This is a genomic window from Klebsiella sp. K47, from assembly GCF_051858335.1.
Classification (GTDB): domain Bacteria; phylum Pseudomonadota; class Gammaproteobacteria; order Enterobacterales; family Enterobacteriaceae; genus Klebsiella; species Klebsiella pneumoniae.
In genome coordinates this window covers 70,555-95,847 of sequence record NZ_JBPYUI010000020.1, presented here as the reverse complement: position 1 = coordinate 95,847, position 25,293 = coordinate 70,555, and the positions used below count along the sequence as shown (strand labels likewise).

Genomic DNA, 25,293 nt, shown 5'->3' with positions numbered 1-25,293 from the left:
TTTGACACAGCCAGAATGACTTTGTGTATCGTCTTCGTTTTGGGCTACCATGGCGGCCCGGTGAAGCGATTCGCTTCCACACTACATTATCATAATGACAAATTAACATAGTCTGAACATACGGCGCCTTATGATTGTTTTCTCCTCGTTACAAATTCGTCGCGGCGTACGCGTCCTGCTGGACAACGCCACCGCTACCATCAATCCTGGCCAAAAGGTCGGTCTGGTGGGGAAAAACGGCTGCGGGAAATCGACGCTGCTATCGCTTTTGAAAAACGAGATAAGCGCTGACGGCGGCAGTATGACCTATCCCGGCAACTGGCAGCTGGCCTGGGTGAATCAGGAAACCCCGGCGCTACCGCAGCCGGCAATCGATTATGTCATTGACGGCGATCGAGAGTATCGCCAGCTGGAGGCCGCGCTCCAGCAGGCTAACGAACGCAACGACGGTCATGCTATCGCCACCGTCCACGGTAAGCTGGACGCCATCGACGCCTGGACGATCCGTTCGCGCGCCGCCAGCCTGCTGCACGGTCTGGGGTTCAGCAATGAACAGCTTGAGCGGCCGGTCAGCGATTTTTCCGGCGGCTGGCGTATGCGCCTTAACCTCGCCCAGGCGCTGATCTGCCGCTCCGATCTGCTGCTGCTCGATGAACCGACTAACCACCTCGATCTCGATGCGGTGATCTGGCTGGAGAAGTGGCTGAAGGGCTATACGGGAACGCTGATCCTCATCTCCCACGATCGCGATTTTCTCGATCCTATCGTCGACAAAATTATCCATATTGAACAGCAGACAATGTTTGAGTACACCGGCAACTACAGTTCGTTTGAAGTGCAGCGCGCCACCCGCCTCGCTCAGCAGCAGGCGATGTACGAAAGCCAGCAGCAGCGCGTCGCGCACCTGCAAAGCTATATCGATCGCTTCCGTGCTAAAGCCACCAAGGCCAAGCAGGCGCAAAGCCGGATCAAAATGCTGGAGCGGATGGAGCTTATCGCTCCGGCGCACGTGGATAACCCGTTCCACTTCAGCTTCCGCCAGCCGGAGAGCTTGCCTAACCCGCTGCTGAAGATGGAGAAAGTCAGCGCCGGCTACGGCGAGCGTATAATTCTCGACTCCATCAAGCTTAACCTGGTGCCGGGCTCGCGTATCGGCCTGCTGGGCCGCAACGGCGCCGGGAAGTCGACGCTGATTAAGCTCCTGGCAGGCGAGCTCCAGCCCGTAAGCGGCGAGATCGGCCTCGCGAAAGGCATCAAGCTCGGCTACTTCGCCCAGCATCAGCTGGAATTCCTGCGCGCCGATGAGTCGCCGCTGCAGCACCTGGCGCGTCTGGCGCCGCAGGAGCTGGAGCAGAAGCTGCGTGATTATCTCGGCGGCTTTGGTTTCCAGGGCGATAAGGTGAGCGAAGAAACCCGCCGCTTCTCCGGTGGAGAAAAGGCGCGCCTGGTACTGGCCCTGATCGTCTGGCAGCGCCCTAACCTGCTGCTGCTCGATGAACCGACCAACCACCTTGACCTCGATATGCGTCAGGCCTTAACCGAAGCGCTGATCGACTTTGAAGGGGCGCTGGTGGTCGTATCGCACGATCGGCACCTGATCCGTTCCACCACTGACGATCTGTACCTCGTCCACGATGGTAAAGTCGAGCCGTTCGACGGCGATCTGGAAGATTATCAGCAGTGGCTCAGCGACTCGCAAAAACAGGAGTCCCAGAGCGGCGAGGCGCCAAAAGAGAGCGGCAATAGCGCCCAGGCGCGCAAAGACCAGAAACGTCGGGAAGCGGAGCTGCGCAGCCAGACCCAACCGCTGCGCAAAGAGATCGCCCGTCTGGAAAAAGAGATGGACAAGCTCAACGCGCAGTTGGCCAGTGCGGAAGAAAAACTTGGCGACAGTGAGCTTTATGACGCCTCACGTAAAGCCGAGCTGACCGAATGCCTGCAGCAACAGGCCAGCGCGAAGTCCGGGCTGGAGGAGTGCGAGATGGCCTGGCTGGAGGCCCAGGAGCAGCTGGAGCGCATGCTTCAGGAAGGCTAAACTCTTCCTCTTCATCCTGCCTGCGCGTACGCTGCCGCTGGCAGGGTGGGTTTCTGCCCTCTTCATGGCCTGGCCATCAGCGACATCAATGATTTGTTTTTGCTGTAAGCTGGCGTCACTGGCCGCAAGACCACATATTGGCTAACCCCCTGCATGCCCTGCGCGGTATAGTCATCATCACGTTTATTAATTGTTCTGGTGCTATGGTTGAAATCATCCCCACAGACATGACGCCCCCCGAAAACGATTCGCGTGAGTTCCATCCGATGCGCGGCGTGGGCAATCGTCATCTGCAAACCATGCTGCCGCGGCTGATTCGCCGTAAATTGCGCTTTACCCCGCACTGGCAGCGCCTTGAGCTGCCGGACGGCGATTTTGTCGATCTGGCCTGGAGCGAAGACCCGCACCAGGCGCGCCATAAGCCGCGCCTCGTCGTTTTTCACGGCCTGGAAGGCAGTCTGCACAGCCCGTACGCCCATGGTCTGATCCACGCGGCGATGCAGCGCGGCTGGCTGGGCGTGGTGATGCATTTCCGCGGCTGCAGCGGCGAACCTAACCGCAATCACCGCATCTATCACTCCGGCGAAACGGAAGATGGCACCTGGTTTTTGCACTGGCTGAAGCGCGAGTTTGGTCCCGCGCCGACCGCGGCCGTCGGCTATTCGCTGGGCGGCAATATGCTGGGCTGCCTGCTGGCAGAAGAAGGCGACCGCTGCCCGCTGGATGCGGCGGTGATCGTCTCCGCGCCTTTCATGCTCGAAGCCTGCAGCTATCATATGGATAAGGGCTTCTCGCGGGTTTATCAGCGCTATCTGCTCAATCTGTTAAAAGCCAACGCTTCACGCAAGCTGAAAGCGTACCCGGGCTCGCTGCCCGTCGATTTACGCCAGCTCAAAGGGATGCGCCGCATCCGGGAATTTGACGATATGATCACCGCCAAAATCCATGGCTTTGCCGATGCGCTGGATTATTACCGGCAATGCAGCGCCATGCCGCGGCTCAGCGATATCACTAAGCCGACGCTCATCATTCACGCGAAAGACGATCCGTTTATGGATCACCACTCTATTCCGCCGCAGGAGCAACTGCCCGCGAACGTAGAGTATCAATTGACCGAGCAAGGCGGCCACGTTGGTTTTGTTAGCGGCACTCTGCGTAAACCGGAGATGTGGCTGGAAAGACGCATTCCCGACTGGTTAAACCGCTGGCTGGAGGTTCCCGTATGATTATTCCCTGGCAGGATCTGGATCCCGAAACGCTGGATAACCTGATTGAAAGCTTTGTGTTACGTGAAGGCACCGATTATGGTGAACATGAACGTTCACTTGCCGATAAAGTCGCCGATGTAAAACAGCAGCTGAAACGCGGAGAGGCGGTCCTTGTGTGGTCGGAACTGCATGAGACAGTCAATATTATGCCGCGCGCGCTGTTTAACGGCTAAGGCGACGCCACTACATCGTTTAACCAGGGAGTTGTTATGTCTGCCAAACATCCGGTGATCGCCGTCACGGGCTCCAGCGGCGCGGGCACTACCACCACCAGCCTTGCCTTTCGCAAAATCTTCGCGCAGCTAAACCTGCACGCCGCGGAGGTGGAAGGCGATAGCTTTCATCGCTACACCCGCCCGGAAATGGACATGGCGATCCGTAAGGCGCGGGATCAGGGCAAACATATCAGCTACTTTGGCCCGGAGGCGAACGACTTCGGCCTGCTGGAGCAGACCTTTGTCGACTATGGTCGCCACGGCAAAGGTCAGTCGCGGAAATACCTCCACACCTATGACGAAGCCGTGCCGTGGAATCAGGTGCCGGGGACCTTTACCCCCTGGCAGCCGCTGCCGGAGCCGACAGACGTGCTGTTCTATGAGGGGCTGCACGGCGGGGTTGTCACGCCGCAGCATGATGTCGCCAGCCATGTCGACCTGCTGGTCGGGGTGGTGCCTATCGTTAACCTCGAGTGGATCCAAAAGCTTATTCGCGACACCAGCGAACGCGGCCACTCCCGGGAGGCGGTGATGGACTCGGTCGTCCGCTCGATGGAAGATTACATCAACTTCATTACGCCGCAATTTTCCCGCACCCATATCAACTTTCAGCGCGTGCCGACGGTGGACACCTCCAACCCGTTTGCCGCCAAAGCGATCCCCTCGCTGGACGAGAGCTTTGTGGTGATCCATTTCCGCAATCTGCAGAATATCGATTTCCCCTGGCTGTTGGCGATGCTGCAGGGCTCGTTTATCTCGCACATGAACACCCTGGTGGTGCCGGGCGGTAAAATGGGGCTGGCGATGGAGCTTATCATGACGCCGCTGGTCGAGCGCCTGATGGAAGGCCGTAAGATAGGCTAACCAAAAAACCCCGGCCTGGCCGGGGTTGAGATTCGATACAACGGCAGGCGAAGACTACGCCTCGATCACTTCATAGGAGTGAGTGATGTTCACCGCTTTTTCCAGCATCAGCGCCACCGAGCAGTATTTCTCTGCCGACAGGTCCACCGCCCGGGAGACCGCGGCATCTTTCAGCGCCTTGCCGGTGACGATAAAATGCAGATTAATATGCGTGAACAGACGCGGAGCCTCTTCGCGACGCTCGGAGGTCAGCTTCACTTCGCAATTGGTCACGTCGTGACGACCTTTTTGCAGAATGGAGACCACATCGATCGCACTGCAACCGCCCGCCGCCATCAGCACCATCTCCATCGGGCTGGGAGCCTTATCCCCGGAGTTGCCATCCATCAGAATCTGGTGTCCCGATGCGGACTCCCCGATAAAGGTTAACCCTTCTACCCATTTCACACGCGCTTGCATAAAATTTAACTCCAGTATCGCAATATTCCTGTCAGATTACGCGCACATAACAATTCTCGCAACGGAAGGCGACCTGCGTCATGCTGAAGCGAGACACCAGGAGACATGCGGCGAAAGCTATGCTAAAACAGTCTGGATGCTACAGTAATACATTGATGTACTGCATGTATGCAGAGGAGTTCACATTACGGGCTGTCGAAAAATCATCAGCCAGCTTCCCAGGTATAGGGAAACAATACGATTGCATGCCCGGACGCCGTGTAGTGTCGGCGCCCGGAGATAGCTTATAACAGAGGATAACCGCGCATGGTGCTTGGCAAACCGCAAACAGACCCTACCCTTGAATGGTTCTTGTCTCATTGCCACATTCATAAGTACCCATCAAAGAGCACGCTGATCCACCAGGGTGAAAAAGCAGAAACGCTGTACTACATCGTTAAAGGCTCCGTGGCTGTACTCATCAAGGATGAAGAAGGTAAAGAGATGATCCTCTCCTACCTCAACCAGGGCGATTTCATCGGTGAATTAGGCCTGTTTGAAGAGGGTCAGGAGCGTAGCGCCTGGGTACGGGCGAAAACCGCATGTGAAGTGGCCGAAATCTCTTATAAGAAATTCCGTCAGCTGATCCAGGTGAACCCGGACATTCTGATGCGTCTCTCTTCGCAAATGGCTCGCCGTCTGCAGGTCACGTCTGAGAAAGTGGGCAACCTGGCCTTCCTCGACGTGACGGGCCGTATCGCCCAGACGCTGCTGAACCTGGCGAAGCAACCGGATGCCATGACCCACCCGGACGGTATGCAAATTAAAATTACCCGCCAGGAAATTGGTCAGATCGTCGGCTGCTCTCGTGAAACCGTTGGTCGTATTTTGAAAATGCTGGAAGATCAGAACCTGATTTCCGCGCACGGTAAAACCATCGTCGTCTACGGCACCCGTTAAGTTGCTAAGCGGCGTATTGCTCCCGCAGTACGCCGTTTTTGTTTTTCCCTCATGTGGCGCAGGCTGATTTACCACCCGGAAGTCAACTATGCACTGCGGCAAACGCTGGTGCTGTGTCTGCCCGTGGCCATCGGTCTTCTGCTCGGCCATCTCCAGCAGGGGCTGTTATTTTCCTTAGTCCCCGCCTGCTGCAACATTGCCGGTCTTGATACCCCGCATAAGCGCTTTTTCAAACGCCTGATTATCGGCGGCTGCCTGTTTGCCGGATGCAGTCTGGTGGTGCAGTTGCTGCTTGCCCAGGCGATACCCCTGCCGTTTATTCTCAGCGGCCTGGCGCTCTTGCTCGGCGTTACCGCGGAGATCAGTTCGCTGCACGCGCGGCTGCTGCCCGCGTCGCTGATCGCCGCCATCTTTACCCTGAGCCTGGCGGGCAATATGCCCATCTGGGAGCCGCTGCTGATCTACGCCTTCGGCACGCTGTGGTACGGCGTGTTTAACTGGTTCTGGTTCTGGCTGTGGCGCGAACAGCCGCTACGGGAGTCGCTTAGCCTGCTTTACCGGGAGCTGGCGGACTACTGTGAAGCCAAATACAGCCTGCTGACCCAGCATACCGATCCCTCGACCGCCCTGCCGCCGCTGCTCACCCGCCAGCAGAAAGTGGTCGATCTGATTACCCAGTGCTATCAGCAGATGCATATGCTGGCCGCTAACCAACGCAACGATCATAAGCGCCTGCTGCGGGCGTTTCAGATGGGGCTGGATCTACAGGAGCATATTTCGGTCAGCCTGCATCAGCCGGAAGAGGTGCAAAAGCTGGTGGAACGCAGCCATGCCGAAGCGGTGATCCGCTGGAACGCGCAGACCGTCGCCGCCCGCCTGCGCGTGCTGGCGGATGACATGCTCTATCATCGCTTTCCAAAGCGCTTTCAGATGGATAAACAGATCGAGGCTCTGGAAAAGATCGCCAGACAACATCCGGATAACCCGGTCGGCCACTTCTGCGCCTGGCACTTCAGCCGCATCGCCCGGGTGCTGCATACCCAGCGCCCGCTGTATGCCCGGGACCTGATGGCCGACAAAGAGCGTCGTTTACCGCTATTGCCTGCGCTAAAGAACTACCTGTCGCTAAAATCGCCCGCGCTGCGCAATGCCGCCCGCATCAGCGTGATGCTGAGCGTCGCCAGCCTGATGGGCAACGCCCTGCACTTGCCTAAGCCCTACTGGATCCTGATGACGGTGCTTTTCGTCACCCAGAACGGCTATGGCGCCACCCGGGTGCGTATTGTTCACCGGGCGGCGGGGACGCTCGCCGGCCTGACGATCGCCGGGCTGACCTTGCATTTTCACGTTCCGGAGAGCTACACCCTGAGCGGGATGCTGCTGATTACCCTGCTCAGCTATCTGATCATTCGCAAACACTATGGCTGGGCGATGGTTGGGTTTACGGTGACGGCGGTATATACCCTGCAGCTGCTGACGCTTAACGGCGAACAGTTTATTATCGCCCGGCTGATCGACACCCTTATCGGCTGCCTGATTGCCTTCGGCGGGATGGTCTGGCTGTGGCCGCAGTGGCAAAGCGGCCTGCTGAAAAAAAACGCCCACGATGCGCTGGAGGCCGACCAGCAGGCAATTCGCCTGATCCTCAGCGCCGATCCAAAAGCCCCCGCGCTGGCCTATCAACGCATGCGCGTCAACCAGGCGCACAACGCGCTCTACAACTCCCTGAATCAGGCGATGCAGGAACCCGGGTTTAATACCCACTATCTGGAAGATATGAAGCTGTGGGTGACGCACAGCCAGTTTATCGTCGAACACATCAACGCTATGACCACCCTGGCCCGGGAGCATACGATGCTGACCCCGGATCTTGCCCAGCGCTATCTCGAATCCTGTGAGATTGCGCTGCAGCGCTGCCAGCAGCGGCTGGACAGCGATGGTCCCGGCAGCGCAGGGGATGCCAATATTATGGAGTCGCCGGAAAGCGAGGCGCCGATCGGTCCGTTAAGCACCCTGGAGCAGCATCTGCAACGCATTCTGGGCCATCTGAACACCATGCACACCATTTCATCAGTGGCATGGCGTCAGCGGCCGCACCATGGCATCTGGCTGCGGAAGATCAGCCGTTAATCACCTTTGCCACCGCCTGGGCAAAGCGCGCCATCCCTTCAGTAATATCCTGCTCGTCGATGATCAGCGAGGGAACAAAACGCATCACGTCCGGCCCGGCGTTGAGCACCATGACGCCGGCGTCGGCCGCGGCATAGAGGAAATCACGCGCGCGGCCTTTGTGCTGCGGCTTGAGTTCCGCGCCGATCAGCAGGCCCATCCCGCGTATATCACTGAACAGATCAAACTCGGCATCCAGCCGCTGCAGGTGTTTGACGAACAGTTCGCGCTTCGCGCTCACGCCATCCAGCACCGCCGGGGTATTGATCAGATCGAAGGCGGCGTTGGCGACCGCGCAGGCCAGCGGGTTGCCGCCGTAGGTTGAGCCATGGGAGCCCGCATGGAAGGCGCTGGCGATCTCGTGGGTGGTCAGCATGGCGCTGACCGGGAAGCCGCCGCCCAGCGCTTTGGCGCTGGTCAGAATATCCGGGGTCACGCCGTAGTGCATATAGGCGAACAGCGATCCGGTACGCCCCATACCACACTGTACTTCATCAAAGACGAGCAGCGCCTGGTGCTGATCGCACAGCTCGCGCAGTCCCTGCAGGAAAGCCGGCGTGGCCGCCGTCACGCCGCCTTCGCCCTGAATCGGCTCCACCACCACCGCGCAGGTGTGGTCATCCATCACCGCTTTTACCGCCTGCAGATCGTTGAAGGGAACATGGACAATATCCGCCGGTTTTGGGCCGAAACCATCGGAATACTTCGGCTGACCGCCGACGGAAACGGTAAACAGGGAGCGGCCATGAAAGGCATTATGGAAGGCGATGATTTTGGTTTTATACGGGCTATGGCGGGTCACCGCATAGTGACGCGCCAGCTTAAAGGCCGTTTCATTGGCTTCGGTGCCGGAGTTCATAAACACCACGCGCTCGGCGAAGGTAGCCTCGACAAGTTTACGTCCCAGACGCAGCGCCGGCTCATTGGTAAAGACGTTGCTGGTGTGCCACAGCGTTTCGCCCTGCTGATGCAGCGCCGCCACCAGCGCCGGATGGCAATGGCCAAGCGCCGTCACCGCGATACCGCCGGCGAAATCGATATACTCTTTCCCCTGCTGATCCCAGACGCGGCTGCCTTTCCCCTTCACCGGGATGAATTCTGCCGGTGCATAAATTGGCAAAATAACTTCATCGAATGTGGCGCGGGTGATTGCCGGTTGTTCAGTTGCCATGTCTTGCCCATCCCTCTTCGTTACGCAGATGCGATTATGATAATCTAATCACAAAATATGCATAAAAAATCAGTCAATAGCAACTGAAAATCACCGTTTCAAAAAGTTGGCCAGCAATTGATGGCCCTGCTCGCTGAGGATGCTTTCCGGATGAAACTGCACGCCCTCGAGATCCCATTCGCGGTGACGGATCCCCATAATCTCACCGCTGGCGCTGCGGGCAGTGACGTTAAACTCGGACGGGAGCGTCGGCGGGTCAATCACCAGCGAGTGATAGCGGGTCACCGTCAGGGGATTATTCAGCCCCTGAAACACCCCTTCGCCGTTATGCTCGATAAGCGAGGTTTTGCCATGCATGACCTGGGCCGCCCGCACGATAGTCGCGCCAAACGCCTGGGCGATCGCCTGATGCCCGAGACAGACGCCCAGCAGCGGCGTTTTTCCGGCATAGTGGCGGATAACCGCGAGGGAAATCCCCGCCTCATCCGGCGTACAGGGGCCTGGCGAGATCACGATTTTCTCCGGCGCCAGCGCCGCTATCTCCTCCAGCGTCAACGCATCGTTGCGCCTGACCAGTACTTCCGCCCCCAGTTCGCAGAAGTACTGATACAGATTCCAGGTGAAAGAGTCATAGTTATCGATAAGCAGGATCATAGCGGCTCCGGAACAATCAAAACCGGGCTATTCTACTCAGATTCCCGCGCTTCGCTTACCACTTTGCGAAAGATCGCCACCAGCGGGGCCAGATCGCCCATCGCGCTCTGCTGGCAGGCCGCACTCCAGCCGGCGGGGTCAACGTCACGCCAGTTAAGAAGGTAGCCGGCATGTATCGCCAGCTGTTCAAAGAAAATGCGCTGGGTCAGGCCATTGCCAAGACGAAAAGGGTGCAGCACATTAATTTCACCATAGAACCAGCTCAGGCGTTCGATGAAGGTATCGCGCGGCAGGCCATTGAGATAATCCTCCTGCTCAAGGGCCTGCATCAGGGCATTCCCCTCCTCCTCGATCCGGGCAAAGTGGCAGAACGGCGTATCGCCCAGGTAGAGGTTCACTTCACGCAAGCGGCCCGCCCAGTCAAACAGATCCTGATACAACTGGTGATGAATAGCGCACAGATAGGGTAAGCCGCGCACCCGCGGGCCCAGCGGCAGAGTGGCCGCCCGCAGCGCTGTCATCTCAAAGGCGGCCTGCTGCAGATTTTTAGCCTGGCGGATGCCGAGACGGTTGCGCAGCACGTTCAGCGCCGGATAGAGATAAGGATCGCGTTCATCGCCGAATTTATCGCTCATACTCCCTCCGCAACGTCGCCAGACGCGCCAGCGCCTCTTCGGCAGTCAGCGTAACCAGCGGCACCGTCACGCCTTCAAGGCGACGGCTGGCCTGAAAATTGGTATTGCGTGTCTGTTCCCAGAGTCGGGATTTTTGCTTATCGGTGAGTGGACGCATCGTCGCCCCCCATATCGTCCCCTGTGTGCCACAAGTATAAGCAGCAATTTCAGGTTATGCCGGGAGGTGACCGGGCGCGGCGATAGACCACCGCGCCGCGGGAGGATTAGGGTAGCACTTTCGCAGAGAGGATAACGACCGGTTTGGTCGGCACATTCTGGTACGGACCAACGTTATGGGTCTGGACCTGAGAGATCTTATCCGCAACATCCATCCCCTTCACCACTTTGCCGAATACCGCATAGCCAAAGTCGCGCTGGCCATGGTCGAGGAAGGCGTTATCCGCCACGTTGATGAAGAACTGACTGGTGGCGCTATCCTGATCGGCGGTACGCGCCATCGCGATGGTGCCGCGGGTGTTGCGCAGGCCGTTGTCTGCTTCATTCTTGATCGGCGGGTTAGGCTGCTTCTGCTGCATCTGTTCGTTAAAGCCGCCGCCCTGCACCATGAATCCCGGGATCACGCGGTGAAAGGTGGTGTTGTTGTAGAAGCCGCTGTTGACGTACTTCAGGAAGTTATCCACGGAAATCGGGGCTTTCTGGCTGTTTAACTCAAGCTCAATGTTACCTGCCGAAGTGGTCAGCAGCACATGCGGATCGCCCTTTGCCGCCATGGCCGGGGAGAACGCTGAAATAGCGAAAACGGCAGCCATCGCCGCCAGTGTTGATTTGAGCATGGAAATTCCTTAACGGAGCAGAATAAAAGCGAGTGCCTTGATTCTAAAGAGCCTTTGCATCCTGGGCCAGCCTTTTACCAAATTTTACTTAGCTGTAATAATTGTAACCACGCAAACGATCTCCTTTGCAGCGAACAAGCGTGATGCAGATCACATTAAAACATGCAAAAGATAACCCATTTCACAATAAACATTTAATTACATCACCTGAACGAATAAAATCTGTCCGCCCGGCGCAGCGTCAACGCGCTTTACCTTTCTATTCACAGGCCAGTCATGACTAACAGCAACCGTATTAAGCTCACATGGATCAGCTTCTTCTCCTACGCCCTGACCGGCGCGTTGGTGATCGTCACCGGGATGGTGATGGGTAACATTGCGGATTATTTCCATCTGCCCGTTTCCAGTATGAGCAACACCTTTACCTTTCTGAACGCCGGTATTCTTATCTCCATCTTCCTCAATGCCTGGCTGATGGAAATCGTGCCGCTGAAAACTCAGCTGCGCTTTGGCTTTATTTTGATGGTGCTGGCGGTGACCGGCCTGATGCTCAGCCACAGCCTGGCGCTGTTCTCCGCGTCAATGTTCGTTCTTGGCCTGGTGAGCGGGATCACCATGTCGATCGGGACCTTCCTGATCACCCATATGTATGAAGGCCGTCAGCGCGGGGCACGTCTGCTGTTTACCGACTCCTTCTTTAGCATGGCGGGCATGATTTTCCCGATGGTCGCCGCCGTCCTGCTGGCGCGCAGCATCGAGTGGTACTGGGTCTACGCCTGTATTGGTCTGGTGTATGTCGCTATTTTCGTCCTGACTTTCGGCTGTGATTTTCCGGTGCTGGGCAAAAAAGCCCAGAGTGAAAACAGCCAGCCGGTGGTGAAAGAGAAGTGGGGCATCGGCGTGCTGTTCCTCTCCGTTGCGGCGCTGTGCTACATCCTCGGTCAGCTGGGCTTTATCTCCTGGGTACCGGAATATGCGAAGAGCCTGGGCATGAGCCTCGGCGACGCCGGTAAACTGGTGAGCGATTTCTGGATGTCCTACATGATCGGCATGTGGTCATTCAGTTTCATCCTGCGCTTCTTCGACCTGCAGCGTATCTTAACCGTCCTCGCCGGGCTCGCGACGGTGCTGATGTACCTGTTTATCAATGGTTCGCCGGAGCATATGCCGTGGTTTATTCTGACCCTGGGCTTCTTCTCCAGCGCCATTTACACCTCGATCATTACGCTCGGTTCGCAGCAGACGCGGGTCGCTTCGCCGAAGCTGGTGAACTTTATCCTCACCTGCGGCACCATCGGCACCATGCTCACTTTCGTGGTCACCGGCCCGATTGTGGCGGCCAGCGGTCCCCTGGCCGCGCTGCACACCGCTAACGGCCTCTATGCCGTGGTATTCGTAATGTGCTTTATCCTCGGCTTCGTCTCCCGTCATCGCCAGAACAACGCTCAGGCGGCGTCTCACTAAGCCTTCGGCCCCTTTGCATCCGCAAGGGGGCTGTTCCTCATAAAAGAAAGCTCCTCGCCACCGCGGTCAGTTTGGATCCAGCTTTGCGCCGGCAGGGTGGTCGCGATCACCCTTCCCTGGCGAATTGACCAGCGCACCGGCACCTGGCAGCGGACGGCCTCAAAGCCATTCTCCGCCGGGAGAATGATCAGGTTAGCCGGGTTGCCGCTGACAATGCCGTAATCCTCGAGGCCAAACGTGCGGGCGCTGTTGTCGGTGATAAGCTGCAGGCCGTCGTTGATCTGCTGGTAGCCCATCAGCTGGCAAACATGGAGCCCCATATGCAGGACCTGCAGCATATTGCCGGTCCCCAGCGGGTACCACGGGTCAAAGACGTCATCATGACCAAAGCAAACGTTGATCCCCGCCGCCAACAGCTCCTTCACCCGGGTAATGCCCCGTCGCTTCGGGTAGTCGTCAAACCGGCCCTGCAGATGAATATTCACCAGCGGATTGGCGACAAAGTTGATGCCGGAGAGCTTAAGCAAGCGGAACAGACGCGAGGTATAAGCGCCATTATAGGAGTGCATAGCGGTGGTATGGCTGGCCGTTACCCGCGGCCCTATCCCCGCTTTCAGCGCCAGCGCGGCAACGGTTTCAACAAAGCGCGACTGCTCATCGTCAATTTCATCGCAGTGAATATCCAGTGGGCGGTCATATTGCTGCGCCAGACGGAAGGCGATATGCAGCGATTCCACACCATATTCACGGGTGAACTCAAAATGCGGGATCGCCCCGACGACGTCCGCCCCCAGCTTGAGGGCCTCCTCCAGCAGCGCCTCGCCGTTGGGGTAAGAGAGGATCCCCTCCTGTGGAAAAGCGACAATCTGTAACTCGACCCATGGCGCCACCTCCTGTTTGACCTCCAGCATCGCCTTCAGCGCCGTTAACGTGGGATCGGAAACATCGACATGAGTGCGGACAAACTGCACGCCATTGGCGATCTGCCACTTCAGGGTTTTCCACGCCCGGGCTTTGACGTCCTCATGGCTGAGCAGCGCTTTCCGCTCCGCCCAGCGCTCAATCCCCTCGAACAGAGTACCGGACTGATTCCAGTTCGGCTCGCCGGCCGTCTGGGTGGTATCCAGATGGATATGCGGCTCGATAAAAGGCGGGATCGCTAGCCCGCCGCGAGCGTTCAATACCTCATAGCTTTCATCGTGCGCCTCCCCCATCGGCGTGATCGCGCCAAAGCGGCCCTTATCAATGGCTATTTGCCACAGGCCGTCGCGGTCTGCCAGGCGTACGTTCTGAATCAACCAAAGCGGCGCTGCTGTCATATCACCCTCACTATTCAATACGGCTTGTTTTCTGTCTAACCCCAATCGCGGCTTACCCAATTCTTGTACACAAAATCAGCAAAAAGGAAAAGTCAGCGTTTTCCATGACTTATAAAAATACTGACAAATCAAACGCATACTCATTAAGTGGTAGGTGAAGTTGTCATTGATTTGCATCAATAAGCCTGATGGCTGAATCGTTAAGGTAGGCGGTAATAGAAAAGAAATCGAGGCAAAAATGAGCAAAGTCAGAATCGCTATTATCGGTAACGGCATGGTTGGCCATCGCTTTATCGAAGAGCTTCTCGATAAGGCGCCTGCCGGACAGTTCGACATTACCGTGTTCTGTGAAGAACCGCGTATCGCCTACGACCGCGTCCACCTGTCGTCTTATTTCTCCCATCACACTGCGGAAGAACTGTCGCTGGTACGCGAAGGTTTCTATGAGAAACACGGCGTCAAGGTGCTGGTCGGCGAACGGGCGATCACCATCAACCGCCAGGAGAAAGTGATCCACTCCAGCGCCGGGCGTACCGTGTTCTACGACAAGCTGATTATGGCGACCGGCTCATACCCGTGGATCCCGCCGATTAAAGGCGCGGAAACCCAGGATTGCTTCGTCTATCGCACTATTGAAGATCTTAACGCCATCGAATCCTGCGCCCGCCGCAGCAAACGCGGCGCGGTAGTCGGCGGCGGCCTGCTCGGCCTGGAAGCGGCCGGCGCGTTGAAAAACCTCGGCGTGGAAACCCATGTTATCGAATTCGCGCCGATGCTGATGGCCGAACAGCTCGACCAGATGGGCGGCGAGCAGTTGCGGCGCAAAATCGAAAGCATGGGCGTGAAAGTTCACACCAGCAAAAACACCAAAGAGATTGTTCAGCAGGGCACCGAGGCGCGCAAAACCATGCACTTCGCCGACGGTAGCGAGCTGCAGGTCGATTTCATCGTCTTCTCAACCGGGATCCGCCCGCGCGATAAGCTGGCCACCCAGTGCGGGCTGGCGGTCGCCCAGCGCGGCGGCATCATGGTCAACGATAGCTGCCAGACCTCCGATCCGGATATCTATGCCATCGGGGAATGCGCCAGCTGGAACAACCGTGTCTACGGTCTGGTCGCCCCCGGCTATAAAATGGCCCAGGTGGCCGTCGACCATCTCCTCGGCAGTGAAAATAGCTTCACCGGCGCCGACCTCAGCGCCAAGCTGAAGCTGTTGGGTGTGGACGTGGGCGGGATCGGCGATGCCCACGGCCGCACGCCGGGCGCCCGTAGCTACGTCTATCTCGACGAAAGCAAAGAAGTTTATAAGCGCCTGATCGTCAGCGCCGACAACAAAACGCTGCTCGGCGCGGTGCTGGTCGGCGATACCAGCGACTACGGCAATCTGCTGCAGCTGGTGCTCAACGCCATCGAGCTGCCGGAAAACCCGGATTCGCTGATCCTCCCGGCCCACGCCGGCAGCGGCAAGCCGTCCATCGGCGTGGATAAACTGCCGGACAGCGCGCAGATCTGTTCCTGCTTCGACGTCAGCAAAGGCGACCTGATCGCCGCTATCAACAAAGGCTGCCACACCGTGGCGGCGCTGAAAGCGGAAACCAAAGCCGGGACCGGCTGCGGGGGCTGTATTCCGCTGGTCACTCAGGTGCTCAACGCCGAGCTGGCGAAACAGGGCATTGAGGTCAACAACAATCTGTGCGAACACTTCGCTTACTCCCGTCAGGAGCTGTTCCACCTGATCCGCGTGGAAGGCATTAAAACCTTCGACGAACTGCTGGAAAAACACGGTCAGGGCTACGGCTGTGAAGTCTGTAAGCCGACCGTCGGTTCCCTGCTGGCCTCCTGCTGGAATGAGTACATCCTCAAGCCGCAGCACACGCCGCTGCAGGACAGCAACGACAATTTCCTCGCCAACATTCAGAAAGATGGTACCTATTCGGTGATCCCGCGCTCAGCTGGCGGCGAAATCACGCCGGAAGGGCTGGTCGCCGTGGGCCGTATCGCGCGTGAATTCAATCTGTACACCAAAATCACCGGCTCTCAGCGCATCGGCCTGTTTGGCGCGCAGAAAGACGACCTGCCGGAGATCTGGCGGCAGCTGATTGAAGCGGGATTCGAAACCGGCCACGCCTACGCCAAAGCGCTGCGAATGGCGAAAACCTGCGTCGGCAGCACCTGGTGCCGCTACGGCGTTGGCGACAGCGTCGGCTTCGGCGTGGAACTGGAAAACCGCTACAAAGGCATCCGCACCCCGCACAAAATGAAGTTCGGCGTCTCCGGCTGCACCCGCGAATGTGCCGAGGCTCAGGGCAAAGACGTCGGGATCATCGCCACCGAGAAAGGCTGGAACCTGTACGTGTGCGGTAACGGCGGGATGAAACCGCGTCACGCCGATCTACTGGCCGCGGACCTCGATCGCGATACGCTCATCAAATATCTCGACCGCTTTATGATGTTCTACATCCGCACCGCCGATAAGCTGACCCGCACTGCCCCGTGGCTGGACAATATGGAAGGCGGTATCGACTATCTGCGCAGCGTCATCATCGATGACAAGCTCGGTCTGAACGACCATCTGGAAGAAGAACTGGCTCGCCTGCGCGCCGCCTTCGCCTGCGAGTGGACCGAGACCGTCAACAACCCGGCGGCGCAGACCCGCTTCAAACACTTTATCAACAGCGACCAGCGCGACCCGAACGTTCAGGTGGTGCCGGAACGTGACCAGCACCGCCCGGCCACGCCGTATGAGCGTATCCCGGTTACTCTGGTGGAGGAAAAAGCATGAGCCAGTGGGTAAATATCTGCAGCATCGACGACATCCTGCCGGCCACCGGCGTCTGCGCCCTGCTCGGTCAGCAGCAGGTGGCGATCTTCCGTCCCTACCATGACGACAGAGTATTCGCCATCAGCAACATTGATCCGTTCTTCAACGCCAGCGTACTGTCTCGCGGGATTATCGCCGAGCATGACGGCGCGCTATGGGTCGCCAGCCCGCTGAAAAAACAGCGCTTCCGTCTAAGCGACGGCCTGTGCATGGAAGATGCCAGCCACTCTATCGCCCGCTTCGACGCTCGCGTGAAAGACGGACACGTTCAGCTTAAAGCGTAAGTCCTTCTCCCTCCCCCCGGCCACGGGGGGAGATATAAGTAACAGTTCTGACCGACAGCGCATGAGTGCGGGATATGTCGCATGTTTTGTATTACCTTTGCTGCTATTCTACGACCACTCGTTTTCTACCCCTTATTTTTATGAGGTTATTCTGTGGATCACTTACCCATATTCTGCCAGTTGCGCCAGCGCGATTGTTTACTGGTTGGCGGCGGGGATGTCGCCGAACGCAAAGCCCGTCTGCTGCTGGATGCTGGCGCTAACGTCACGGTCAATGCGCTCGACTTCACGCCCCAGTTTCAGGTGTGGGCTGATTCACAGATGCTAACTCTGGTGCAGGGGGAGTTTATCCCCTCGCTGCTGGATAACTGCTGGCTGGCCATCGCCGCTACTGATGATGAGACGGTCAACCAGCAGGTTAGCGAGGCGGCCGAAGCGCGGCGTATCTTCTGTAACGTGGTGGATGCCCCGCGCCAGGCCAGCTTTATCATGCCGTCGATCATCGATCGCTCGCCGCTGATGGTCGCCGTCTCCTCGGGCGGGACATCACCGGTTCTGGCGCGCCTGCTGCGCGAGAAACTGGAGTCAATTCTGCCCCTGCATCTCGGCCAGCTGGCCCGCTATGCCGGCCATCTGCGCGCGCGGGTTAAGCAGCAGTTTGCCACCGTAGGCGAGCGTCGCCGCTTCTGGGAGAAGCTGTTTGTTAACGACCGTCTGGCGCAGTCGCTGGCTAATGACGATCGGCAGGCAGTCGCGGATACCACTGAGCAGTTGCTGACGGAGCCGTTGGAGCATCGCGGCGAGGTGGTGCTGGTTGGCGCCGGCCCCGGTGACGCCGGGCTGCTCACGCTCAAAGGCCTGCAGCAGATCCAGCAGGCTGACGTGGTGGTCTATGATCGGCTGGTCTCCGATGACATCATGAATCTGGTGCGCCGCGATGCCGATCGGGTGTTCGTCGGCAAGCGCTCAGGCTACCACTGCGTCCCGCAGGAGGAGATCAACCAGATCCTGCTGCGCGAAGCGCAAAAAGGAAGACGCGTGGTCCGGCTGAAAGGCGGCGATCCCTTTATCTTTGGCCGCGGAGGGGAAGAGCTGGAGACGCTTTGCGAGGCGGGCATCCCCTTCTCCGTTGTGCCTGGCATTACCGCCGCCTCCGGCTGCTCCGCTTATTCGGGGATCCCCCTGACCCACCGCGATTTCGCGCAGGGCGTCCGCCTGGTCACTGGCCACCTGAAAACCGGCGGCGAGCTGGACTGGGCGAACCTGGCGGTGGAGAAGCAAACCCTGGTGTTCTACATGGGTCTGAACCAGGCGCCGGCGATCCGCGAGAAGCTTATCGCTCACGGCATGGCTGAAGATATGCCCGCCGCCATCGTCGAGAACGGCACCGCTGTGACGCAAAAAGTGGTCAGCGGCACCTTAGGACAACTGGATATTCTGGCGCAGCAGATGGCCAGCCCGGCGCTGATCATCGTCGGCCGCGTGGTCGGTCTGCGGGATAAACTGAACTGGTTTTCGAACCATTAACCTTGCCTCCCATAAAGTGACAGGCATAAAAAAGGGCGGGATAGCATCCCGCCCTTTTAGCTGTTGCGTCGCTTACGGCTTGGCGACAAAGCCAATCGCTTCGTATACCGCTTTCAGGGTTTGAGAAGCCCGCGCGCTGGCCTTTTCCGCACCGTCTTTCATCACCTGATTGAGAAACGCTTCGTCGTTACGGAAACGGTGATAGCGCTCCTGCAGGACAATCAGCATGCCCGATACCGCTTCGGCGACTTCGCCTTTCAGGTGGCCATACATTTTGCCTTCAAAATGCTGTTCCAGCTCAGGAATAGTTTTCCCGGTAACCGCGGAGAGGATATCCAGCAGGTTGGAGACGCCCGCTTTCTCTTTCAGATCGTAACGCACTACCGGCGGCTCGTCGGAGTCGGTGACCGCACGTTTAATCTTCTTGACCACCGATTTCGGATCTTCCAGCAGGCCGATGACGTTGTTGCGGTTGTCGTCGGACTTGGACATCTTTTTCGTCGGCTCCAGCAGCGACATCACGCGCGCGCCGGATTTAGGGATAAACGGCTCAGGCACTTTAAAAATATCGCCGTAGATGGCGTTAAAACGCTGGGCGATATCGCGGCTTAGCTCAAGGTGCTGTTTCTGATCTTCGCCCACCGGAACCTGGTTGGTCTGGTACAGCAGAATGTCAGCGGCCATCAGTACCGGATAATCAAACAGACCGGCGTTGATGTTCTCCGCGTAGCGCGCTGACTTGTCTTTAAACTGAGTCATGCGGCTCAGTTCGCCGAAATAGGTGTAGCAGTTCAGCGCCCAGCCTAGCTGGGCATGTTCCGGCACGTGCGACTGCACGAAGATAGTGCTTTTCTGCGGGTCGATGCCGCAGGCCAGATACAGCGCCAGGGTGTCCAGCGTCGCCTTGCGCAGCTGCTGCGGATCCTGGCGCACGGTGATGGCGTGCTGGTCCACGATGCAATAGATGCAGTGGTAATCGTCCTGCATGTTTACCCACTGACGCAGCGCACCCATATAGTTGCCAATGGTCAGTTCACCTGAGGGCTGTGCGCCACTAAAAACGATGGGCTTAGTCATGTTTCAATTCCTGAGTTTCACTGTGCGGTAACCCGAGAGCGGGTAAGAGTTCGTTAAACTGGTCGAAGAGATAGTCCGGCTCGCTCAGCGCAAGCGGTTCACCATAGTTATAACCGTAGGTCAGACCAACAGAGCAGCAGCCTGCCGCTTTGGCCGCCTGAATATCATTGCGCGAATCGCCGACAAACAGCAGCTCGGCTGGAGCCAGAGAGAGCTTTTCCGCCACCAGCAGCAGCGGTTCCGGATGCGGCTTTTTATTCTGCACGTCATCGCCGCCAATCACCACGGTAAAATATTTCGCAATATCGAGCGCGTCCAACAGCGGGGCGACAAACGGCGTCGGCTTATTGGTAACCAGCGCCAGCGGCAGGCCTTTGGCATGCAGCGCGCCGAGCGTATCGGCCACCGCCGGGAACAGGAAACTGCCCTCTTCCGCCGCTTCGGCGTAATAGCGGTCAAACAGTTTACGCAAAATGCGTAGCTGCTCGTCTTGCGGAATATCATGATCGTCGACGGAAGGCTTGCCCATCGCCGCACGTAACGTTGCTCGCTCCTGACGAGCCCAGGTCAGCGCCCGCTCCATCAGGACATCGGCGCCGTTACCCATCCAGGTGATAACGCGTTCTTCTCCCGCCACCGGCAGCTCCAGGGCGTAAAGGGCGTTATCAACCGCCGAGGTTAGACCCGGCGCGCTGTCCACCAGCGTGCCGTCGAGATCAAATGCGATGCCGCGGATCGCCTGTAATTTATCCATGACTCACCTTCGCTAATTCACTACGCATTTGATCAATGACTTGCTTGTAGTCCGGCTGACCGAAGATCGCCGAACCGGCAACAAACATATCCGCACCCGCCGCGGCGATTTCGCCGATATTGCTGGCTTTCACGCCGCCATCCACTTCGAGGCGGATGTCGTAGCCGGACGCATCGATGCGCTGGCGCACTTCACGCAGTTTATCCAGCGTCTGGGGAATAAAGGACTGGCCGCCAAAGCCCGGGTTAACCGACATCAGCAGGATCACGTCCAGCTTATCCATCACGTAATCGAGGTAGCTCAGCGGCGTCGCCGGGTTAAACACCAGGCCCGCTTTACAGCCGTGCTCTTTGATAAGCTGCAGGCTGCGATCGACGTGTTCGGAGGCTTCCGGATGGAAGGTGATAATGCTGGCGCCGGCTTCGGCAAAATCAGGAATGATGCGGTCGACCGGCTTCACCATCAGGTGAACGTCGATTGGCGCGGTAATACCGTAATTACGCAGTGACTTCAGCACCATCGGGCCAATCGTCAGGTTTGGCACGTAGTGGTTGTCCATAACGTCGAAGTGCACGACATCCGCACCCGCCGCCAGCGCCTTCGCGGTATCCTCACCCAGACGGGCAAAATCAGCCGACAGAATCGAAGGGGCAATCAAATACTGCTTCATCCGCATCTCCTTGAAATTTATTTGGTCTTAGGCGGACGGTAGAGCGCTAATAGCTCGTCCACCTTTTTACGCGTACCACCGTTGCTGCTGATGCTGCGCCGCACCTTCACAATATGCGTTTCTGCCGCGTTTTTATACCATTCCTGCGTCAGCGGCGTGCGGTGGTTGGAAATCAGCACCGGGATGCGCTTTTTCATCAGCGATTCCGCCTTTTGCGCCAGCAGTACCTGTTGTTCCAGGTTGAAACTGTTGGTGTGGTAGGCGGTAAAGTTCGCCGTCGCCGTTAGCGGCGCATAGGGCGGATCGCAATACACCACTGTGCGGCTATCCGCACGTTGCATGCACTCTTCGTAAGATTCGCAGTAAAACTCGGCGTTTTGCGCCTTCTCGGCGAAATGATAGAGCTCAGCTTCGGGGAAATAGGGCTTTTTATAACGGCCAAACGGCACATTGAACTCGCCGCGCAGATTGTAGCGGCACAGGCCGTTGTAGCCGTGACGGTTCAAATACAGGAACAGCACCGCGCGACGCAGCGGATCCTGGCTTTGGTTAAATTCATCACGATACAGGTAGTAGCGCTCAGCGACGTTATTTTCCGGGGTAAACATCTCACGGGCGGCGGCGACGTATTCGTCGGTGCGCAGTTTGACGATGTTGTACAGGCCGATTAAGTCACTGTTGATATCCGCGAGGATATAACGAGAAAAGTCGGTATTAAGAAATACCGACCCGGCGCCCACAAAGGGCTCGATCAAGCACTCGCCTTCCGGCAAATGCTTTTTAATATCGTCAAGCAGGGGGAACTTTCCCCCTGCCCACTTCAGAAAAGCGCGATTCTTTTTCATGCTGCCTAACTAATTACACGTTCTCCGGCTGTGGAGAAAGCTCCGACAGCATCCTGCGCTTAAGACTACCCCACGGCATTATTTCAGGTCAGCCTGAACCTGATGCAGCGGTTTTGCCCATGGATTTTTCGCCTGCACGTCCGCCGGCAGCGAGGTGACAGCACGTTTCGCTTCATCTTTCGATGCATAGATACCGCTCACCAGCACGTACCATGGTTGGCCGTTACGCGACGTTTCATAGACAACATATTTATCCAGCTTCTCTTTCTTCGCCCAGTTGTTGAGGTTGTCGTAGTTAGAGGAGCTGCTGAGCTGCAAAGTATAGTGACCCGACGGCGCAGTTTTCATTGAGCTGACGTCACCTGCCGTCTTCCCGCTCTTCGCTGCCGGCGCTGCCGCAGCTGCCGTTGCCGCTGGCGCTGCGGTCGTCGTGGTCGGTTTGCTCTGAGCGGTGGCCACCGGTTTGCTTTCGCTGACGGACGTTTTCGCCGGAGCGGTGGTCGCCGTGCTTTCAACATGCTTCGGCTGGACCGGCTTCGATTCTACCGGCGTTTTCGCCACGGCCTGTGGCTTCGACTGCGGCTTCGCTTCGATAACGGTATGCTTACGTTCAGCCGGACGCGGGGTCGCTGCTGTCTGACGCTCGGTCGCCTGGCGCGGCGCCGCGGTGCCATTGGCACCATTCCGGATTGGCGCGACGGTAGCCGGTTCAGTCGGCAGCGTCGAGTTAGCCACGGCGCCGTCCAGTTGGCCCTGCTGCTGGGTCAACGCATTGTTCAGATCGCCCTGAACTTCGATACGCTGCTGGCCCTGCGGCGCAACCGCTGCCTGGCCCTGCGTCGGGTTCGCGGCAATAGGCGGTACCGTTACGTCCTGCTGTGAGGTGCTGTTAGCGGCGGCAGTCTGGTCCTGGCCCGCAGCAGGCATGCTGGCGGACTGGTCGTCAGACAGATTAATGCTCTTCTCGCCGGAAGCGGTCTGCTGGCTGGAAGAGGATGGCGATTTCAGTGCGGAACCGATACCCACGATCAACAGCAGCAGCACCAGAATCCCCACACCCATCATGATGTACTGGCGGGAGGCCGGTTTGGCCGGCGCTTTTTTACGCTTGCGCGGACGACGCTCTACAGGCTGCTCTTCGAGCATCTCCTCGTCTTGCGCATCCAGTTCTTCTTCGAACTCTTCCTCTTCACGCTCGCGACGGGCCTTACCAGCGCGCGTCGGACGGCCTTCATCGGCATCAAGATCAACATCGTCAAAATTGATCTGCGGCTCGGCATCACGCTCGGAAGACTGACGGGAACGACCAGCACGACGATCGTTGCGATCGGCTTTCATATCGTCTTCTGGTTTGAAATCATCCATTTAACACCCCACTAAAAGGCTTATGCTCACGATTATTGCACATCACCCGAAATGATAACGCCGCGCGAACGCGGCCAGACCTTCTTATTGTTGCGCCTGCTGAGTATCAGCAATCGCGCCAAGAACCACATCGTGCGGCACTCCGCCGCGCAGCTCGCTGCTTCCTATTGCGAGCGGGAGCACCAGCCGCATTTCGCCAGCCAGTACCTTTTTATCGCGCATCATATGGGGCAAATACGCCTGCGCACTCATTTCCTGCGGGCCGCGTACCGGTAAGCCTGCACGCTTGAGCAGATCGATAATGCGCTGAGTATCCTGCGCGCGGAACTGCCCCAGCCGTTCGGACGTGCGTGCCGCCATCACCATACCTGCCGCCACCGCTTCGCCATGCAGCCAGTTACCGTAGCCCATTTCCGCTTCGATAGCATGGCCGAAGGTATGTCCAAGATTGAGTAAAGCACGTAACCCGGTTTCACGCTCGTCGGCTGCCACAACCTCCGCTTTCAGTTCACAGCAGCGGCGAATGCAGTACGCCATGGCGGTATCGTCCAGCGCCAGCAGCGCATCAATGTTGTTTTCCAGCCAGCTGAAGAATTCACCATCCAGGATCACCCCGTACTTGATGACCTCAGCCAGTCCGGAAGCGAGCTCGCGCTTCGGCAGAGTTTTCAGACAGTTAAGATCAACTACCACGGAAACCGGCTGCCAGAAGGCGCCAATCATGTTTTTGCCGAGAGGGTGGTTCACTGCGGTTTTGCCGCCGACCGACGAGTCGACCTGCGACAACAGGGTGGTAGGGACCTGGATGAAACGCACGCCGCGCTGATAGCTTGCCGCGGCGAAACCGGTTAAATCACCGATCACCCCCCCGCCAAGCGCCACCAGAGTGGTGTCGCGGCCATGTGGTTTTTGCAACAGCGCAGTAAACACGGTATCCATCACCGCCAGGCTTTTGTATTGCTCGCCGTCTGGCAGAATGACGCTGTCAACGTTGACCCCTGACTGCTCCAGCGCAGAGCGGACGGTATCCAGATAAAGCGGCGCCAGCGTTTCGTTGGTGACCAGCATAGCCTGGTCGCCCGACTTGAGTGGCAGGAAGGAAGCTGGATCGTTAAACAAACCAGCCGCGATGGTAATCGGGTAACTACGTTCCCCGAGGGTAACAGTAAGCCTCTCCATAACGCGACATCCACCTCAATGACTATTACTCTGACGCACTTTTATTAAGCCAGAATCAGTTGCTTTCCAGCATATGAATAATCTGGTTCGCGACGACTTTCGCACTCTGATCGTCTGTGCGGATAGTCACATCGGCGATCTCTTCATACAGCGGGTTACGCTCGTCAGCCAGCGCTTCCAGCACTTCACGAGGCGGCGCATCGACTTGTAGCAAAGGACGCTTTTTATCGCGCTGCGTACGGGCCAACTGCTTCTCGATCGTAGTTTCCAGGTAGACCACCACGCCGCGGGCGGAGAGACGGTTACGCGTTTCACGGGATTTTACAGAGCCGCCGCCAGTCGCCAGCACAATCCCCTGTTTTTCCGTCAACTCATTGATAATTTTCTCTTCACGGTCACGGAAGCCTTCTTCGCCTTCAACATCGAAGACCCAGCCCACATCAGCGCCAGTGCGTTTCTCAATCTCTTGATCAGAATCGTAAAATTCCATGTTGAGCTGTTGGGCTAACTGGCGCCCAATAGTGCTTTTGCCGGCACCCATAGGCCCAACCAGAAAGATATTGCGTTTCTCTGCCATTTTTTCGGTACTACTAAGACTATTCGTTAATGATAAACCCGCTTCGCAGACACCCAGCGCCGCAGGGCATGAACTGAAACCTCATATGCAATAGAGCGAGAGTCAGACTAAAAATTATCTCAATACTCCGGCTGGTTTGGCAACTGAATAAAATCGCCGGACAATAAAG

General features: G+C 57.6%; 24 protein-coding genes. 10 read left to right on the top strand and 14 right to left on the bottom strand.

What is annotated here, in order from left to right; translation table 11 throughout:
• Positions 1–130: 130 nt before the first annotated feature.
• The 4 genes from RRF55_RS18965 to RRF55_RS18950 all read left to right on the top strand — a co-directional run bounded on the left by RRF55_RS18965 (position 131) and on the right by RRF55_RS18950 (position 4,382).
• Positions 131–2,035 carry an ABC transporter ATP-binding protein gene (locus RRF55_RS18965; RefSeq protein ID WP_004174057.1) on the top strand — a complete coding sequence of 635 codons (1,905 nt, stop codon included), beginning with the start codon at positions 131–133 and terminating at the stop codon, positions 2,033–2,035.
• A 227-nt stretch (positions 2,036–2,262) separates the two neighbouring features.
• The gene (locus RRF55_RS18960; RefSeq protein WP_024264627.1) at positions 2,263–3,261 is read left to right on the top strand and encodes a hydrolase; all 999 of its coding nucleotides are present in this window, start codon (positions 2,263–2,265) and stop codon (positions 3,259–3,261) included.
• Positions 3,258–3,476: a YheU family protein gene (locus RRF55_RS18955; protein WP_002920151.1), complete on the top strand. Its 219-nt coding sequence runs from the start codon at positions 3,258–3,260 to the stop codon at positions 3,474–3,476. The genes RRF55_RS18960 and RRF55_RS18955 overlap by 4 nt, the downstream gene beginning before the upstream one ends.
• A 36-nt stretch (positions 3,477–3,512) precedes the next feature.
• The gene (locus tag RRF55_RS18950) at positions 3,513–4,382 is read left to right on the top strand and encodes a phosphoribulokinase (RefSeq protein ID WP_002920153.1); all 870 of its coding nucleotides are present in this window, start codon (positions 3,513–3,515) and stop codon (positions 4,380–4,382) included.
• 54 nt (positions 4,383–4,436) lie between these two features.
• Here the strand turns inward: RRF55_RS18950 and RRF55_RS18945 are convergent, their stop codons facing one another.
• Positions 4,437–4,841, bottom strand: a complete 405-nt coding sequence (locus RRF55_RS18945; protein ID WP_002920158.1) for an OsmC family protein — start codon at positions 4,839–4,841, stop codon at positions 4,437–4,439.
• A gap of 306 nt (positions 4,842–5,147) precedes the next feature.
• Here RRF55_RS18945 and crp point away from each other — a divergent pair, with 306 nt between their 5' ends.
• Complete coding sequence (gene crp / locus RRF55_RS18940) at positions 5,148–5,780, top strand: cAMP-activated global transcriptional regulator CRP (protein WP_000242758.1); 633 nt, start codon at positions 5,148–5,150, stop codon at positions 5,778–5,780.
• 51 nt (positions 5,781–5,831) lie between these two features.
• Positions 5,832–7,910 (top strand): YccS/YhfK family putative transporter, encoded by a 2,079-nt coding sequence (locus RRF55_RS18935; RefSeq protein ID WP_020323923.1) that lies wholly within the window; start codon positions 5,832–5,834, stop codon positions 7,908–7,910.
• Here RRF55_RS18935 and argD read toward each other — a convergent pair.
• The 5 genes from argD to ppiA all read right to left on the bottom strand — a co-directional run bounded on the left by argD (position 7,900) and on the right by ppiA (position 11,242).
• The gene (gene argD, locus RRF55_RS18930) at positions 7,900–9,120 is read right to left on the bottom strand and encodes a bifunctional acetylornithine/succinyldiaminopimelate transaminase (protein ID WP_004174049.1); all 1,221 of its coding nucleotides are present in this window, start codon (positions 9,118–9,120) and stop codon (positions 7,900–7,902) included. The two genes, RRF55_RS18935 and argD, sit on opposite strands and share 11 nt — an antisense overlap.
• 90 nt (positions 9,121–9,210) lie before the next feature.
• A complete protein-coding gene (pabA, locus tag RRF55_RS18925) occupies positions 9,211–9,774 on the bottom strand; it encodes an aminodeoxychorismate synthase component 2 (protein ID WP_002920229.1) in 564 nt (187 codons plus the stop codon).
• 32 nt (positions 9,775–9,806) lie between these two features.
• Positions 9,807–10,409 (bottom strand): putative adenosine monophosphate-protein transferase Fic, encoded by a 603-nt coding sequence (locus RRF55_RS18920; protein ID WP_004181446.1) that lies wholly within the window; start codon positions 10,407–10,409, stop codon positions 9,807–9,809.
• Positions 10,399–10,566, bottom strand: a complete 168-nt coding sequence (locus tag RRF55_RS18915) for a YhfG family protein (protein WP_002920231.1) — start codon at positions 10,564–10,566, stop codon at positions 10,399–10,401. The genes RRF55_RS18920 and RRF55_RS18915 overlap by 11 nt, the downstream gene beginning before the upstream one ends.
• Positions 10,567–10,672: 106 nt before the next feature.
• Positions 10,673–11,242 (bottom strand): peptidylprolyl isomerase A, encoded by a 570-nt coding sequence (gene ppiA, locus RRF55_RS18910; protein ID WP_002920238.1) that lies wholly within the window; start codon positions 11,240–11,242, stop codon positions 10,673–10,675.
• Between the two features lie 276 nt (positions 11,243–11,518).
• On the opposite strand from ppiA, the gene tsgA reads away from it, so the two are divergent.
• Positions 11,519–12,706, top strand: a complete 1,188-nt coding sequence (gene tsgA / locus RRF55_RS18905; RefSeq protein ID WP_032415757.1) for an MFS transporter TsgA — start codon at positions 11,519–11,521, stop codon at positions 12,704–12,706.
• On the opposite strand, the gene RRF55_RS18900 is transcribed toward tsgA, so the two are convergent.
• Positions 12,703–14,025, bottom strand: a complete 1,323-nt coding sequence (locus tag RRF55_RS18900; protein ID WP_009308722.1) for a cytosine deaminase — start codon at positions 14,023–14,025, stop codon at positions 12,703–12,705. The genes tsgA and RRF55_RS18900 overlap by 4 nt on opposite strands.
• Positions 14,026–14,263: 238 nt before the next feature.
• Here RRF55_RS18900 and nirB point away from each other — a divergent pair, with 238 nt between their 5' ends.
• The 3 genes from nirB (at position 14,264) to cysG (ending at position 18,657) form a co-directional block, all read left to right on the top strand.
• The gene (nirB, locus tag RRF55_RS18895; RefSeq protein WP_002920243.1) at positions 14,264–16,807 is read left to right on the top strand and encodes a nitrite reductase large subunit NirB; all 2,544 of its coding nucleotides are present in this window, start codon (positions 14,264–14,266) and stop codon (positions 16,805–16,807) included.
• On the top strand, positions 16,804–17,130 hold the full coding sequence (gene nirD / locus RRF55_RS18890) for a nitrite reductase small subunit NirD (RefSeq protein ID WP_002920249.1): 327 nt from the start codon (positions 16,804–16,806) through the stop codon (positions 17,128–17,130). Before nirB ends, nirD begins: the two co-directional genes overlap by 4 nt.
• A 153-nt stretch (positions 17,131–17,283) precedes the next feature.
• Positions 17,284–18,657, top strand: coding sequence for a siroheme synthase CysG (gene cysG, locus RRF55_RS18885; RefSeq protein WP_002920252.1), 1,374 nt, complete (start codon positions 17,284–17,286; stop codon positions 18,655–18,657).
• A 72-nt stretch (positions 18,658–18,729) separates the two neighbouring features.
• Here cysG and trpS read toward each other — a convergent pair whose 3' ends face one another.
• From trpS to aroK, 7 genes are all read right to left on the bottom strand, one after another.
• On the bottom strand, positions 18,730–19,734 hold the full coding sequence (gene trpS / locus RRF55_RS18880) for a tryptophan--tRNA ligase (protein WP_130974870.1): 1,005 nt from the start codon (positions 19,732–19,734) through the stop codon (positions 18,730–18,732).
• Positions 19,727–20,488 (bottom strand): phosphoglycolate phosphatase, encoded by a 762-nt coding sequence (gene gph, locus RRF55_RS18875; RefSeq protein ID WP_130974869.1) that lies wholly within the window; start codon positions 20,486–20,488, stop codon positions 19,727–19,729. The genes trpS and gph overlap by 8 nt, the downstream gene beginning before the upstream one ends.
• Positions 20,481–21,158: a ribulose-phosphate 3-epimerase gene (gene rpe, locus RRF55_RS18870; protein ID WP_002920259.1), complete on the bottom strand. Its 678-nt coding sequence runs from the start codon at positions 21,156–21,158 to the stop codon at positions 20,481–20,483. Before rpe ends, gph begins: the two co-directional genes overlap by 8 nt.
• Before the next feature lie 17 nt (positions 21,159–21,175).
• Entirely contained in the window at positions 21,176–22,003 is an 828-nt protein-coding gene (gene dam, locus RRF55_RS18865; RefSeq protein WP_002920260.1) for an adenine-specific DNA-methyltransferase, read from the bottom strand.
• Positions 22,004–22,081: 78 nt separating this feature from the next.
• Entirely contained in the window at positions 22,082–23,368 is a 1,287-nt protein-coding gene (gene damX / locus RRF55_RS18860; RefSeq protein WP_064153061.1) for a cell division protein DamX, read from the bottom strand.
• An 84-nt stretch (positions 23,369–23,452) separates the two neighbouring features.
• Positions 23,453–24,547, bottom strand: coding sequence for a 3-dehydroquinate synthase (aroB, locus tag RRF55_RS18855; RefSeq protein WP_002920264.1), 1,095 nt, complete (start codon positions 24,545–24,547; stop codon positions 23,453–23,455).
• A 55-nt stretch (positions 24,548–24,602) separates the two neighbouring features.
• Entirely contained in the window at positions 24,603–25,124 is a 522-nt protein-coding gene (gene aroK, locus RRF55_RS18850) for a shikimate kinase AroK (RefSeq protein WP_002920267.1), read from the bottom strand.
• Positions 25,125–25,293 lie beyond the last annotated feature (169 nt).

What these genes read in the sequence shown, in the direction of transcription:
- nirB (WP_002920243.1), top strand. Translation starts at nt 14,264, where the DNA reads ATGAGCAAAGTCAGAATCGCTATTATCGGTAACGGCATGGTTGGCCAT.
- aroB (WP_002920264.1), bottom strand. Translation starts at nt 24,547, where the DNA reads ATGGAGAGGCTTACTGTTACCCTCGGGGAACGTAGTTACCCGATTACC.
- RRF55_RS18920 (WP_004181446.1), bottom strand. Translation starts at nt 10,409, where the DNA reads ATGAGCGATAAATTCGGCGATGAACGCGATCCTTATCTCTATCCGGCG.
- RRF55_RS18960 (WP_024264627.1), top strand. Translation starts at nt 2,263, where the DNA reads ATGACGCCCCCCGAAAACGATTCGCGTGAGTTCCATCCGATGCGCGGC.
- rpe (WP_002920259.1), bottom strand. Translation starts at nt 21,158, where the DNA reads ATGAAGCAGTATTTGATTGCCCCTTCGATTCTGTCGGCTGATTTTGCC.
- aroK (WP_002920267.1), bottom strand. Translation starts at nt 25,124, where the DNA reads ATGGCAGAGAAACGCAATATCTTTCTGGTTGGGCCTATGGGTGCCGGC.
- tsgA (WP_032415757.1), top strand. Translation starts at nt 11,519, where the DNA reads ATGACTAACAGCAACCGTATTAAGCTCACATGGATCAGCTTCTTCTCC.
- ppiA (WP_002920238.1), bottom strand. Translation starts at nt 11,242, where the DNA reads ATGCTCAAATCAACACTGGCGGCGATGGCTGCCGTTTTCGCTATTTCA.
- RRF55_RS18955 (WP_002920151.1), top strand. Translation starts at nt 3,258, where the DNA reads ATGATTATTCCCTGGCAGGATCTGGATCCCGAAACGCTGGATAACCTG.
- RRF55_RS18945 (WP_002920158.1), bottom strand. Translation starts at nt 4,841, where the DNA reads ATGCAAGCGCGTGTGAAATGGGTAGAAGGGTTAACCTTTATCGGGGAG.
- RRF55_RS18900 (WP_009308722.1), bottom strand. Translation starts at nt 14,025, where the DNA reads ATGACAGCAGCGCCGCTTTGGTTGATTCAGAACGTACGCCTGGCAGAC.
- pabA (WP_002920229.1), bottom strand. Translation starts at nt 9,774, where the DNA reads ATGATCCTGCTTATCGATAACTATGACTCTTTCACCTGGAATCTGTAT.
- gph (WP_130974869.1), bottom strand. Translation starts at nt 20,488, where the DNA reads ATGGATAAATTACAGGCGATCCGCGGCATCGCATTTGATCTCGACGGC.
- trpS (WP_130974870.1), bottom strand. Translation starts at nt 19,734, where the DNA reads ATGACTAAGCCCATCGTTTTTAGTGGCGCACAGCCCTCAGGTGAACTG.
- nirD (WP_002920249.1), top strand. Translation starts at nt 16,804, where the DNA reads ATGAGCCAGTGGGTAAATATCTGCAGCATCGACGACATCCTGCCGGCC.
- argD (WP_004174049.1), bottom strand. Translation starts at nt 9,120, where the DNA reads ATGGCAACTGAACAACCGGCAATCACCCGCGCCACATTCGATGAAGTT.
- RRF55_RS18935 (WP_020323923.1), top strand. Translation starts at nt 5,832, where the DNA reads ATGTGGCGCAGGCTGATTTACCACCCGGAAGTCAACTATGCACTGCGG.
- dam (WP_002920260.1), bottom strand. Translation starts at nt 22,003, where the DNA reads ATGAAAAAGAATCGCGCTTTTCTGAAGTGGGCAGGGGGAAAGTTCCCC.
- RRF55_RS18965 (WP_004174057.1), top strand. Translation starts at nt 131, where the DNA reads ATGATTGTTTTCTCCTCGTTACAAATTCGTCGCGGCGTACGCGTCCTG.
- RRF55_RS18915 (WP_002920231.1), bottom strand. Translation starts at nt 10,566, where the DNA reads ATGCGTCCACTCACCGATAAGCAAAAATCCCGACTCTGGGAACAGACA.
- damX (WP_064153061.1), bottom strand. Translation starts at nt 23,368, where the DNA reads ATGGATGATTTCAAACCAGAAGACGATATGAAAGCCGATCGCAACGAT.
- crp (WP_000242758.1), top strand. Translation starts at nt 5,148, where the DNA reads ATGGTGCTTGGCAAACCGCAAACAGACCCTACCCTTGAATGGTTCTTG.
- RRF55_RS18950 (WP_002920153.1), top strand. Translation starts at nt 3,513, where the DNA reads ATGTCTGCCAAACATCCGGTGATCGCCGTCACGGGCTCCAGCGGCGCG.